Below are 12,817 nucleotides of genomic sequence, written 5' to 3'. Positions count from 1 at the left end.
CTGGTCACCGCCATGCGCAGAATGTACGTGAAAGGCAGGCAAGATGCTTGAGCAATTCGTCGCGGTCCTGCCGGGAACGCTCGGGCCGGCCCTCCTGGTCATGGTCCTCAGCGTGCTACTGACCGTTGGTGAGGGGCGAGACAAGCCCCTGTCGTCCTCCTGGCGTCTGGTCGGGCTGGGTGTGGGCACCCTGGCGGCCATCGTATTTGCGGCACTCAGGGCCACCGCGGTCATCAACCGACGCAGTATGGTCAATTTCCCCACCCTGATAGCCTGTGTCATAGCCGATCTGGCCCTGATCTGGGTGGTGCTGGCAGCCGGGAGGCTGACCAGTGATTGGCATGACCACAGGGCCTCTCTGAACCTGGCCAACGGCCTGGCTGCCCTTGCCATCGCCCTCAGTGTCTTCAGGGCCTTGCCTGATGTGATTCTCCAACTGACGGCTTTTGTGGAGCCCAATTCTCCCGTATTCACCTCCGAAATGCTGCTTCGGGCGCTCGGTTTCGTCCTGGCCATAGCAACAGTCGTCATCGTGGCGGCCATCTTCCGATCCATGCATCGGACCTGTTCCCATAAGGCGTTTTCACTGGCTGCCCTTCTTGTGGTCGTGCTGACCCTGATTCAACATGGCACCGGGTTGCTGGCCCTGTTGCAGAACACCGGAGAGCTCATCCTGCATGGTCTCCCCTTCAGGATTATGGCCCTGCTCTATAACGCCAACCAGGCCATGGTCATCGTCCAGGTCTGTGTCTTCGTGATTCCCGCCGTAGTCTGCATGGTTGCGGGATTCCGCATGCCTGTGGAGGGGCAGACCGCATCAGTGAGCAGGCAGCACAAGGCCTTCCGTCGGCGAGCCCTGGCCTCATCCGTCTGGAGCCTGGTGGCGATGATCTTCGTTACCCTGGCCCTGACCGTGGGCACGGCCCAGGCCCACAAGGTGCCTGTGCTTTCGCCGCCCGAGGATTACTCCCTATCCAAGGAGACGGCGACCATCAAGTTCTCCCAGGTCAGCGATGGGCACCTGCACCGCTTCCAGTACAAGGCCAAGGACGGCACGGTCATGCGGTTCATCATCATCAAGAAGAACGGGGCGGCTTACGGAATCGGGCTGGATGCCTGCGAGAACTGCGGTGATGCCGGGTATTACGAAAAGGATGGCAAGATCATCTGCAAGAAGTGCGATGTGGCCATCAACCTGGCCACCATCGGCTTCAAGGGTGGGTGCAATCCGATTCCATTGCCCTATACCACCGGGCACGGCAGCATTCTGATCCAGACCGCCGATCTGGATGCCCTGTCCTCACACTTCAAGAGCTGAGGAGGTGCTGTCGGCATGTTTCTGATTCGAATGATTGTCAGGTCCTTCAGCCGCCAGTTCGGCAGAAGAATCCTCATAGCCGTGACCGTCTGCCTTTCCGCCTGCGTGGCCGTCGCCATGCTGGGGGTCGTCTTCGACGTGGGCGACAAGCTTAATGCCGAACTCTCCACCTATGGGTCCAACATCATCGTGCAGCCCAAGTCCGATGCGGTGGTCTCCGACCTATACGGTTCCCAGGCGAACCAGGCGAGTCAGGAGCAGTCCTCCCGCCCCGCCTCATACCTGAAGGAATCCGACGTACCGAAGATCAAGACCATCTTCTGGGCCTACAACATCACCGACTTTGCCCCGCAGCTCGACATCAAGGCGGGTGTGGACGGGGTCGAGGCCCCCGTGGTGGGGACCTGGTTCAGAAAGGACATCCACCTGGACAGCGGCGAGAGCACCACGGTCGGAGTCAGGGGACTCCGGTCCTGGTGGAAGGTTGAGGGTTCGTGGCCCGAGGACGGGCGTGACTCCTTGACCGGGGACCCGGCTCAGGGCATGATTGGCAAGGATCTGGCGGCCCGGTTGGGCGGTAAGCGGATTGGCGATACCGTTGGCTTGAAGATGGATGGACAGACCCAACAGGTCAGGATTGTCGGCATCTTCGATTCAGGCGATTCCGACTCCTCAGCCCTGTACGTGCCGACTTGGGCCTTGCAGAAGGTCTCCGGACTGCCCGACCAGGTGGACAGGGTGGAGGTCAAGGCCCTGACGACCCCCGAGAATGACCTGGCAAGGAAGGCCGCCCGTAATCCGGCCGCCCTCTCCCAGGACGAGTGGGAGACCTGGTACTGCACGGCCTATCCGTCGGCCATCGCCTACCAGATTGAGGAGGCCATACCGGGGGCTGTGGCCAAACAGGTTCGCCAGGTGGCGGCCCTCCAGGGTGACGTACTCCAGAAGACCCAGGCCGTCATGATTCTGATGACCATCCTGAGCCTCCTGGCTGCTGCCATCGCCGTGGCCAATCTGATGGCCGCCTCCATTTCCGAGCGATCATCGGAGTTTGCCCTGCTCAAGGTCCTGGGGGCCACCGACGGTGCTGTCTCACGGCTGGTCCTGGCCGAGACGGCCCTGATCAGCCTGATCGGAGCCGTGGTCGGCGCCCTGCTGGGGTCCGGGGTCGCGCAGATTGTCGGTCACGTCGTCTTTGGTTCGGGCATCACCATGCGGCCCATGGTCTTTGTCCTGGTCTTCGTTCTTCTGGCCCTGACCGTGCTGGTGGCATCCATTTCATCCATACGTTCCATTCTGAGACTTCGACCGGCGGAGGTGCTCCATGGCAGATGATTCCAAGCAGGGGGGTGGAATGACAGACCAATCAGGTAGGTCGGCCCACCGTCACGCACCAATGACCAACACCCGTATGTTCCTGACCATGCTCTTCGGGGCGGTGTTCCGGCGGCGCAGCAGGGCATCCATGGCGGTGGTGGCCTCCATGGTCGGGGCGGCCACCCTGTTCTGCCTGGCGGCCGTCTGCCTGGAGGTTCCCAGGCAGATGAATCAGGAAATGCGGGCCTACGGAGCCAACCTGGTGGTGACTCCCATCCAGCAGGCAGGCCAGTCTCGGCAGGGCATCGAGCCGGGCATGGTCAGCCACACCACGGAGATGGTCACGGCCAAGGCGCCGGCCAGGCATGCCACCTACCGGTACGAATCGGTCAGGGTCAACGCTGGATCGCACATGATGGCAGGGATTGATGCCGAGCAGGTGCGCCAGCTCAACCACCACTGGAATGTGGACGGGGAGTGGCCCAAGGTCGGTTCCGTCATGGTGGGGCGTGATCTGGCGGATGCACTGGGACTGAAACCGGGCAGCAGGATTACCGTCAGCTACAGGGCTTCGGACAACACCGATGATGCTCCCGTCGCGGGCACTGCCTCCGGGGCTGAACAGTCCGATGCCCAGCAGACTGCCGACGCGCAGGCGGAGATCCATTCCGCCTCAGGAGCTTCTTCCGGCGGGTCCGGGCACATGCACGGCATGGCCGGGATGCCCGACAATTCGGGTCAATCGAATGAGCAGGCCCAGGCGGGGAATTCTCCCGGCAATAGGGAGGCCCAGGCCCAGAGCCTGGCGCAGCAGGGGTCTCAAGCCCCGGTTGACGAGTCCATCGCCAAGGATGCCCAAGAGTCGGGTATGGAACTTCGGGTGGGCGGCATCGTTGATACCGGCGGTTCCGAGGATCAGATCATCTACGCCAGTCTGCATGACATGGAAGCGCTGACCGGAGCCAAACGAGGGTCCGATGTCATCGAGTACTCGGTCGATGCCATGGGGCCGGATCTGTCGGCAATAGCCAAGAGCATCAATGAAATGACCAGCATGGGGGTTACGGCACGGACGGTGGCCAGAATCACCTCCGGCGACACCCACACCATCACCATGCTCCAGACCCTCTTCTGGCTGGTCTCAATCGTCGTCCTGGTGCTGACCTTCGTGGGGGTAGGCACCACCATGGCCTCCATCGTCTCCCAGAGACGCAGTGAAATCGGTCTGCGCAAGGCCCTGGGAGCCTCATCAGGCAGCATTGGGGCGGAGTTCTACGCAGAGTCCGCCCTGTATGGGTTCCTGGGCGGGCTGATCGGTACCGCACTGGGATACCTGTTCGCCCGGCTGCTCTGCACCTCCGTCTTCCAGCGCTCGCTGGGCTTCAGCTGGTGGCTGGCCCTGACCTCGGTCCTGCTCAGCATCGTCATATCGGTAGTCGCATCCATCCGGCCTGTGCACAGGGCGTCACGCATCGACCCGGCACTGGTTCTCAGGGAGGAATAATCATGAAGGAACAAGAAGAGGTCCGGCAGGGAAAAGGCGGAAGCATGCTCCTCGATCTGGACCACGTATCCAAGATCTATGGCGACCTGCACGCGCTGGATGACCTGAACCTGAGTATCCCCCAGGGGCAATGGCTGGCCGTCGTGGGGTCGTCAGGATCAGGCAAGACCACCCTGATGAACATCCTGGGATGCATGGATACCCCTTCTGCGGGGTCGGTCCGGTTGGAGGGGCGCCCTCTGGAGGACCTGAACCCTTCCCAATTGGCGGATGTGCGTAAGAACGTGATTGGGTTGGTCTTCCAGAAGTTCTATCTGGTGCCTCACCTGACGGCCGTCGAGAACGTGATGGTGGCCCAGTACTACCACTCGGTGGTTGACGAGGACCAGGCCATGCAGGCCCTGGACCGGGTCGGTCTGGCCGACAGGGCTAAGCACCTACCCGGTCAGCTTTCAGGCGGGGAACAACAGCGCGTCTGCGTGGCCCGCGCTCTGATCAACGAGCCCAAGCTGATTCTGGCCGACGAGCCGACCGGTAACCTGGACGAGGCCAACGAGAAGATCGTGCTGGATCTGTTCCGGCAGCTGCATGACCAGGGGACCTCCCTGGTTGTCGTGACCCACGATGCCCTGGTGGCTTCCTGTGCGCAACGTGAGATTATGCTCAACCATGGTGTTCTGGTGGGTGAACAATGGAACGACGAGGATGCCCGACGGGCCTATGAGGAGATTGGCGGCAGGCCGGCTTTCAGTGGCAGTGCCGACAAGGAGGCTCAGTCGGGTGACGTTCCTGTCGGATTTCGGGATCCGACCAAGGCGGCCAAGACCGGCGGCGGGAATCGGATCGACTGAGCAGATGATGGAGGTCCCCATGAAGGATGATAAGCGGGATGGAATCAACAGGGAATCCCGGGCCGCGGACGATGCAACCGGATTCACCGGGGCCCAGGCCGGATCTTCCAGGTCACATGGGCTGACCGGGATTTCGGCCACCCTGGTGGGTCTGGTCGCGGCCGCCTCCCTCCTGGGTGGGTGCGGCCAGACCGATACCAAGCCCATGGACGATGAGTATGCGGGCAATGAGTCCAGCAGCGCTCCCGGTAACGGAGAGGCACAGGGACCTCAGGCCGGTGAGGGTGTGCCCAGTGCATCTTCGCGGGATGGAAGGCAGCCTGCCGCTTCCGATACCGGGCAGTATCAGGACGGGTCATATGCCTTGACGGGCCATTACGGCAAGGATGGTTCCGACAGCATCGATGTCGACCTGGATGTGTCGGGCGGCACCGTGCAATCGGTCAGGGTCTCCGGGAAGTCCGATTCCCCGGTCTCCAAAAAGCACATCGATGAGTTCGCCAAGGCCGTGCCCGGGGTGGTCGAGGGCAGACCCCTCAAGGATCTCAAGGTCAGCAAGGTGGCTGGTGCCAGCTGGACCTCGGATGCCTTCAACAAGGCTCTGGACCTGGCCCGGCAGGAGGCCTCGATTTCCCAGTAGCCTTGGGCGACGGTCGGTGATCCCATGTGCGGAATGCGAAGGGTGCCCGACACGGAACCAATCCGTGCCGGGCACCCTTCGCCTTGCCGGGGGATGATCGGTCGGCCGACTACTTCCCCGGATTCACTCGAAACTAGCGATCCCACCAGGGACGGAGCGGGTAGGAGTACGTGCCGGTCGCGGGGTCGGGCTTGATGCACTGGAACTGGTGCACCTGGATATTGTTGATTTCGAAGTTCAGGCGTGACCCGGCCATGTAGAGACCCCAGAGACGGGCCTTGGGCTCGCCGACCATGGTCTTGGCCTGCTCCCAGTTGTCCTGGAGGTTTTCGGTCCAGTGCTGCAGGGTCAGGGCGTAGTGCTGACGGAGGTTCTCCTGGGTCATGACCTCAAAACCGGTGTCCTGGATGGCCAGTTCGATTTCGGCCGGGCTGGCCAGCTCGCCATCGGGGAAGATATACCGGTCGATGAAGCCGCCGGCCCTCTTGTTGTCGTGGGAGTTGGTCCGGGTGATCTGGTGGTTGAGGAGGATGCCGCCGGGGCGGAGTTTGTCCATCATTTCCTTGAAGTAGGAGGGGTACTGCTTATATCCCACATGCTCCATCATGCCGATTGAGCAGATGCCGTCGAAGCCTGACTCGGGTACATCGCGATAATCCATCAGGCGGACCTCGGCCAGGTCGCCCAGGCCCTCCTTCCTGATCCACTCCTGGGCCCATTCCACCTGTTCCTCGGCCAGGGTGACACCGATGACATGGATGCCACGCTTGGCGGCGGCCACCTCCATCGAGCCCCATCCGCAGCCCACGTCAAGGAGCCGGTCGCCCTTCTTCAGGTTCATCTTGTCGAGGACCATGTTGAGCTTGTGCTCCTGGGCTGCCTCCAAGGTATCGGTCGGCTTCTCGAAGACGGCGCAGGTGTAGGTCATGGAGGACCCCAGGAAGAGGCGGTAGAAGTCGTTGGACTGGTCGTAATGGTAGCTGACCGTGGCCGCATCGCCCTTGCGGGTGTGGGGGCGCAGGCCCTCGGTCAGACGCTTGGCCAGGGAGGGGCCCTCGATTGCAGGAGGCTCGGGGATGCGAATCCCGTGCGAGAAGATGGCGGCGGCCATGCGGGCCAGATCGGCCTTGCCGGGCTTCTTGACGTACTTCTTCAGGGCCACCAGGTCCTTGAAGACCTGATAGGGATTGCCTGGCTGCAGGTCCGGCGAATCCAGGTCGCCCTGCAGGTAGGCCCGGGCCAGACCCAGGTCGTTCGGGTTCTCGGCGATGTAGTATATTGCGCGCGAGTTCTTGATCTCCAGATGGAGCGGTGCGGCCGAATCTCCGAAGTGCGATCCGTCGAAGGCGGTTATCTGAACCGGCGCGGCAGGGTCCAAAAAGAGCCCGATCATTTCCGCGACCGTCATATTGCTTCTGGCCATGAAGCCCCCTTTTCTGACGTCCTGATTGCGAATAAGCATGACAAATCAGGCCGCCTGTGGTTGTTTTCTGGACCCAACCGTACTCCTCGTACTGGCCTGTGCCGGTATTCTCTGAGCTGATGTGTGCCTTGTCGAATCCCCTTTTCGCTGGTAATGCTGGTGCTGAAAGTGAGGCGACCGTGATTGGTGAGGATAACCAGGAAGGGTTGATTTCGAATCCCGACAATGCCTCTTCACCGGGGAACCTGCGGGAAGAGGAGGTGCCCGCCTGGGTCGGTCGAACGCTGGTCCGGCTGGGGCACTCGAATTTTCGTGCCGGATTCAGTCTATCGGCCAGGGACCGCTCCTATGCCAGGGCCAGGGGGAAGGCAACCATCAACCGCCATGCCCACGAAATGCTGGTCAAAAGGGTCGGACCGGCCCATCCCTTGAAGGATGGGAAACAGACACCGTACAGAGGTCATCCTGTCTTCACGGCCCAGCATGCCACCGGTACCTGTTGCCGTGGATGCATCCAACGTTGGCACCATATTCCCAAGGGCCGCCCTCTGACCGACCGTGAGATCGATCGGTTGGCCGCCCTGGTCATGGGGTGGATCGAGCGCGATTTGATGCATCATCCAGCCTGATACCGGTCGGATGATGCACCGTGGCAGGGCCTTATCGGGGATGCTCGTTGGATGGGGGTTGACTGGCCCTATGCCTTTGCGGGTTTGGTTGAGCGGTCCGCACCTGCCGACTGCTTGGTCCCAAGCGCCTTCCTGGCTTCGGCCTTGAGCATTTCGGGGGTCTTCCGGGTGCCGTTTTTCTCGGCGTCCTTGATGATGGCCTTGACGTCCAGGTCCGGGTTCTGGTCCTGCGTGGCCACCAGGTCGCGGGCCTCCTGGCGGTTGAGGACCGTAGGCAGGGTGCCGGGCATGGGCTTGCGGGCTGTTTCGGCCAGGAAGAGGACGGTCACCAGGCCGCAGACCGAGGTGAACATGATCCAGTATGCCGGGGCCAGGCCCTTGCCTGTGGCTGTCACCAGGCCTTCCATGATGACCGGTGCCGTACCGCCGAAGACGGCCACGGCCAGGTTGTAGGAAAGTCCCATACCGCCGTAGCGCGAGGCGGTGGGGAAGAGGGCGGGCAGGGTCGAGGCCAGATTGGCCACAAAGAAGATGACCGGTATGGCCAGGAGGACCAGGCCGGCGAAGACCGCGCCCGTGGTGCTCTGTTCCAGAATCCTGAAGGCCGGAAGGGAGAGGCACAGTCCGGTGAAGGCGCCCATGAAGAGTACCTTTTTGCGACCGAACCTGTCGGAGAGGGCACCGGTGATGGGGATGCAGAAGGCCACCAGGAGGAGGACGGGCAGGGATAGCAGGTTGGCCTGGGCCGTGTTGTAGTGGAGGGTGCCTGTCAGATAGGTGGGCATGTAGGCCGTCAGGGTGTAGCTGAGGGTGTTGGCCGCGGCCACCAGGATGAAGGCCATGAGCAGTTCCTTCCAGTACCCTCGGATTAGGTCGCCCAGGCCCTTGTGTTCGCTCTTGGTCTTCTCGTCCGTAACGGCTTGCGCCTGCTCAAAGGCCGGGGTGTCCTGGACCTTCGCCCTGAAGTAGACGGCGATGCCTGCCAGGGGAAGGGCGATGATGAAGGGGATGCGCCAGCCCCAGGCAAGCATGGCCTCGGGTGAGAGCTGGAACTCCAGGAGTGAGACCAGACCGGCCCCGAAGGCATAACCCAGGTAGGAACCCACGTCCAAAAGGGAAGCAAAGAAGCCGCGATGCCGGTCGGGGGCATACTCGGTGACCATGGTCGATGCACCGGCATATTCTCCACCGGTCGAGAATCCCTGGACCAGCTTGAGCAGGATCAGAAGGATGGGGGCCAGCGGGCCCACGGCCGCGTACCCTGGTAGGACTCCGATCAGCAGTGTGGCTGCCGACATGCTCAGGAGGGTGAAAGCCAGGATTCGTTGCCGGCCCAGCTTGTCGCCGAGCTGGCCCAGCACCACACCGCCCAGGGGTCGGGCGATGAAGGTTACCGCGAACACACCCAAAGAGAAGAGACGCTGAATGGCATCCGAAGCGTCGGAGAGGAAGACCCGGCCGATGGTCACGGCCAGGTAGCCGTAGACTCCCACGTCGTACCACTCCATGAAGTTGCCGACCACGGTGCCGGCGATGGCCCGTTTCAGTGTCGACGCATCGACCACGTTGATGTCAGTGAGATGCAGGCGCTGGTTCCAGCTTCGGTGGGGATGCTGGTTGCGCTTCCTGGTCCTGCCTTTGGCAGCGGGCCCAGTCTTTCCGCCCCGCCCATGACCCTGCTTCGAATTGAGATTATTTCCGTCGGTTGAACTTGATTCCTCTTGTGCCATCATTCCTTCTTCGGCCCCCTGGCCGTACTGCATTTTGAGTGTTTTGGTATCCCTCAGTGGTCTCCTATCAGGTGGTTTTTAGGAAAATGCCATGAAAATACACTGTAACACTCGGGTCTTGGCGAGGGCCGGATATGAAAGGAGCCCCGCTATTGCGGGGCATACTGACACCGCGGCATAGAGCCTGATGCCGAATCCTGTCGCTTGCGGGGCAGAAGAGCGGTGTAGGCGAATGCCGCTGGTTACGGTCGGTTCAGAGAATCTGACAGAATTCGATGGTCTCCCTGTTGGGTCCGTAAACGTTGAAGTAGCGGATGCCGCGATCCCAGAAGGTGGGGATGGACTGGATGCCGTCTTCCTTGATCTCCAACCCCAGATCCCTGGCATTCTGATAGGCGGCTTCGATATCCGGGGTATCCAGGGCCCAATGATTGATGGCTCCAGTGGTCAACGGGGCCTCTTCGCCTTCCCAGGTCTCGATGGTCAGGTGACCATAACGCATGAAGGCGCAACGGTTCTCTCCGTTGGGGAAGACTCCCACCAGCTCGAAACCGAGCTTGGCGGTATAGAAGTCAACGGTCTCATCCAGGTTATGGGCAATCATGCCTGAGTGCTGGAGGTCTGTGGTGAATGCCGACATTGGCTGCATGGATAACTCCTTTGTTGTGGCGAGCACCGTATTCTGACGTATGGCCGATACGTGCTGCTGGAACCATGGTATGCGATGCTCGGTACGGAACCTCTGGTGCCGGTTGCGCTTGCGCGGTCCTCAGTCCCCGAAGGCGACCACCGCCTTGATGACACCGCCGATCGATCCGGACATCAGGTCGGGCACTTGTTCGAGGCTCAATATGTGGGTGACCAGACCTGCGATATCCAGGCGAGCGGAGGCAAGGAGGCTGATGGCGTCGCCGAATGAACACGGGTTGCTGAAGGACCCCTTGATGGTCAGCTCCTTGCGGTAGATGTCATAGGCGTTCATCGTGAATCGGGCATCAGGGCGGCCAACACCGAACATGAGCACCTGGGCCCCACGGCGGCAGGCCTTGATGGCCATGGTCTCGGCGGCGGGAACCCCGACGGCTTCGATCACCAGGTCATAGTGGTCCCGGGGCGGTGTCTGTCTCCGCTTGTCCGACCTGTAGACGGCATGAAGGTTGTTCAGCGCCTTCCCTCTGGCCAGTTTCGTCTCGCTCAATCCGACCATGTCGATCTGAAAGATGCCCTGAATCCTGAGGAGCTGGGCAAAGAGCTGTGCCATGAATCCATCCCCAACAATCAGGGCACGCTGGTTGGGCCGCAGATCCAGGCATCGGATGCCATGCAAGGCGCAGGATAGGGGACCGATGGCAGTGGACTCCAGAAACTCCAATCGATCGGGCAGCCGGTAGACCACCTCGGCCGGGGCGGAGAAGTACTCGGCCATCCCGCCTCCGCGGGTCACACCGATGACCGCCAGGTGTCGGCAGAGTTCGGGTCTGCCGTTTCGGCAGTAATCGCAACGATGACAGGTGATGTTAGGGTCCACGGCCACCCTGTCCCCCTCGGCCGCCTGGTCTCCGTCAGCCAGGGTGACCGACCGGGTGCCGATGGCCGCCACAGTTCCGCAGCTCTCGTGCCCCAGGATAATCGGGAGATTGGCCTCAATCGAACCCTGTGCTCCCTGGTAGATGCCGCGATCTGTGCTGGATATGCCTGTAAAGGCGGTGCGGATGAGAACCTCTCCTGCCTTGGGCCGAGGAACCGGAACCTGCCTCATGTGCAGGCCGCGTGTTCTGTCCAATACCAGTGCCCTCATGATGGTTTCCCTCCGCCGGCCGCGGTGCAGGTTTGCTCGTCGCTGTGCTTACTGCTCTTCCGGTATTTCGGCTTGGACCTTGTGCATACCTATAGGGTGAATCGTCTTCGGACTGATACCCCTCATCTGATTGAGGGGTTGGGTGCCGGAGTTCTCGACTGCCTGGTTTCATCCTAGGGTCGCCAGGATTTGGAATCCGGTGCTTTTCTGCCGAATATCGGTATTATTTTGCCCTTTTCTTGGATAGGATGGGTAGTCTCGCCCTGGCAGTGACAGGGTTGGCAAAGGTGCCGTTGAGGCTCTCTCCCTGTGTGCGATCAGTTGTGCTGAGCGTGACCGATTGGGTCAAGAGCAACAGGCCGTTTCCCCGCACATATCGGAGGTGGGTGAGCATGGGCAGTCATGTCGATGGGCGGGCGGATTTGGAGGTGGTCCTGCCTCGGAGCGGCGAGAGCATCCGCTGGGTGGAGCACGGGTACCCTTCGGCTCTGGCCCGGTGGCATCACCACATCGAAATTGAGATCCATCTGATCCGCAAGGGTAGGGGAATGATGATGGCCGGGGATGGGATGGTGCCTTTTGATTCGGGGCAGGTTTCCCTCCTGGGGAGCGATGTTCCCCATAATTGGATTTCGGAATTGAACCCGGGTGAGGTGTCCATTCCCAAGCGGGATGTGGCCTGCCAGGTTCATCCCGAGCGCATCCGAGCCCTGGCGCGGATTTTTCCCGAGGCCGGGAGGATACTGACCCTGTTGAGACGGGGTGGGCAGGCCCTTGTCCTGTCAGGCGCATCCGCGCGCCGAGCGGCCACCATCCTGATTGGTATGGGGGCGCATCATGATCTTGATCGACTGATTGACCTCCTGACGATTTTCCGTATCTTCATCCAGGCCCCTCGCCGGGAGTGGACGACAGTGGTCACACCGGGTTACGTGGCGGAGGCGCCCGACGGTATGACGGAACGGGTCAACCAGGTCCTGGCGTATATCACGGCACATATCGCAGACCGGATTACCTTGGAGGAGGTCGCTGCCCAGGCGGTCATGAGTCCCTCAGCGTTCTCCCGTTTCTTCAAGGAGGCGGCGGGAATCAACTTTTCCGCCTTGGTCTCCCGGCTGCGGACTGCACGCGCCTCCCTCCTCCTGGTCACCACCGATCTGCCCATCGCCAGGATTCAGTCCATGAGCGGGTTCGGTAATGCCGCCAACTTCAACCGTCGCTTCAAGATGGAGACTGGCACGACTCCGCGTGCCTACCGCCGGACGTATCGGCGCTGAGGCCGTTGATTCCTCTTCAAGTAATGAAGTAAGCAAATGGACGAACTATGTCCGAATGATGGATGCTGTTTGGGGGGATACGCACGGGTGCTCTAGCATCGTCCCCATGAGGAAAATGACATCACGGCAGTCCTGGTTGCCCATGGGTGTCTTTTTCTATGTCGATGCCCGATGGCGTTGATGTCCTTCGCCTGATGGGCCAGAACCGGCTCGGTTCTTCTTCTGATTCATATATCCGCCTCGGTGTTTGAGGTCTCTTTTTCCATTGTTGACGGGTGTGGGGCCATCGGATGGCTTGGATTCATGCCGTATTGGATACCTGCCTCGACC

11 protein-coding genes are annotated in these 12,817 nt (G+C 61.2%); 7 read left to right on the top strand and 4 right to left on the bottom strand.

Annotated elements, in window-relative coordinates:
* Positions 1–43 precede the first annotated feature (43 nt).
* From bcor_RS06905 to bcor_RS06885, 5 genes are all read left to right on the top strand, one after another.
* Positions 44–1,318 (top strand): Fe-S-containing protein, encoded by a 1,275-nt coding sequence (locus bcor_RS06905; protein WP_033498430.1) that lies wholly within the window; start codon positions 44–46, stop codon positions 1,316–1,318.
* Between the two features lie 15 nt (positions 1,319–1,333).
* Positions 1,334–2,653 (top strand): ABC transporter permease, encoded by a 1,320-nt coding sequence (locus bcor_RS06900; RefSeq protein WP_033498429.1) that lies wholly within the window; start codon positions 1,334–1,336, stop codon positions 2,651–2,653.
* Between the two features lie 61 nt (positions 2,654–2,714).
* Positions 2,715–4,139, top strand: a complete 1,425-nt coding sequence (locus tag bcor_RS06895; protein ID WP_033498449.1) for an ABC transporter permease — start codon at positions 2,715–2,717, stop codon at positions 4,137–4,139.
* Positions 4,140–4,183: 44 nt separating this feature from the next.
* Complete coding sequence (locus bcor_RS06890; protein WP_033498448.1) at positions 4,184–4,990, top strand: ABC transporter ATP-binding protein; 807 nt, start codon at positions 4,184–4,186, stop codon at positions 4,988–4,990.
* A gap of 19 nt (positions 4,991–5,009) precedes the next feature.
* Positions 5,010–5,630 (top strand): FMN-binding protein, encoded by a 621-nt coding sequence (locus bcor_RS06885; RefSeq protein ID WP_238548548.1) that lies wholly within the window; start codon positions 5,010–5,012, stop codon positions 5,628–5,630.
* 133 nt (positions 5,631–5,763) lie between these two features.
* Here the strand turns inward: bcor_RS06885 and bcor_RS06880 are convergent, their stop codons facing one another.
* Positions 5,764–7,053, bottom strand: a complete 1,290-nt coding sequence (locus bcor_RS06880) for a class I SAM-dependent methyltransferase (protein WP_033491081.1) — start codon at positions 7,051–7,053, stop codon at positions 5,764–5,766.
* 245 nt (positions 7,054–7,298) lie between these two features.
* Between bcor_RS06880 and bcor_RS06875 the strand changes: the two genes are divergently transcribed.
* A complete protein-coding gene (locus tag bcor_RS06875) occupies positions 7,299–7,682 on the top strand; it encodes a DUF4186 domain-containing protein (RefSeq protein ID WP_033498445.1) in 384 nt (127 codons plus the stop codon).
* A gap of 68 nt (positions 7,683–7,750) precedes the next feature.
* Here bcor_RS06875 and bcor_RS06870 read toward each other — a convergent pair whose 3' ends face one another.
* The 3 genes from bcor_RS06870 to bcor_RS06860 all read right to left on the bottom strand — a co-directional run bounded on the left by bcor_RS06870 (position 7,751) and on the right by bcor_RS06860 (position 11,210).
* Complete coding sequence (locus bcor_RS06870; protein WP_033498444.1) at positions 7,751–9,415, bottom strand: MFS transporter; 1,665 nt, start codon at positions 9,413–9,415, stop codon at positions 7,751–7,753.
* 250 nt (positions 9,416–9,665) lie between these two features.
* A complete protein-coding gene (locus tag bcor_RS06865; protein ID WP_237742939.1) occupies positions 9,666–10,061 on the bottom strand; it encodes a VOC family protein in 396 nt (131 codons plus the stop codon).
* Positions 10,062–10,181: 120 nt separating this feature from the next.
* Complete coding sequence (locus tag bcor_RS06860) at positions 10,182–11,210, bottom strand: zinc-dependent alcohol dehydrogenase family protein (RefSeq protein WP_033498427.1); 1,029 nt, start codon at positions 11,208–11,210, stop codon at positions 10,182–10,184.
* A gap of 392 nt (positions 11,211–11,602) precedes the next feature.
* Here bcor_RS06860 and bcor_RS06855 point away from each other — a divergent pair, with 392 nt between their 5' ends.
* Entirely contained in the window at positions 11,603–12,487 is an 885-nt protein-coding gene (locus tag bcor_RS06855) for a helix-turn-helix domain-containing protein (protein WP_033498425.1), read from the top strand.
* The last annotated feature ends 330 nt before the right edge of the window (positions 12,488–12,817 follow it).

Origin of the sequence: Bifidobacterium coryneforme, assembly GCF_000737865.1 — a bacterium.
Lineage (GTDB): Bacteria > Actinomycetota > Actinomycetes > Actinomycetales > Bifidobacteriaceae > Bombiscardovia > Bombiscardovia coryneformis.
The sequence above is the reverse complement of the archived record's forward strand: the minus strand, read 5'-3'. Positions and strand labels throughout refer to the sequence as shown.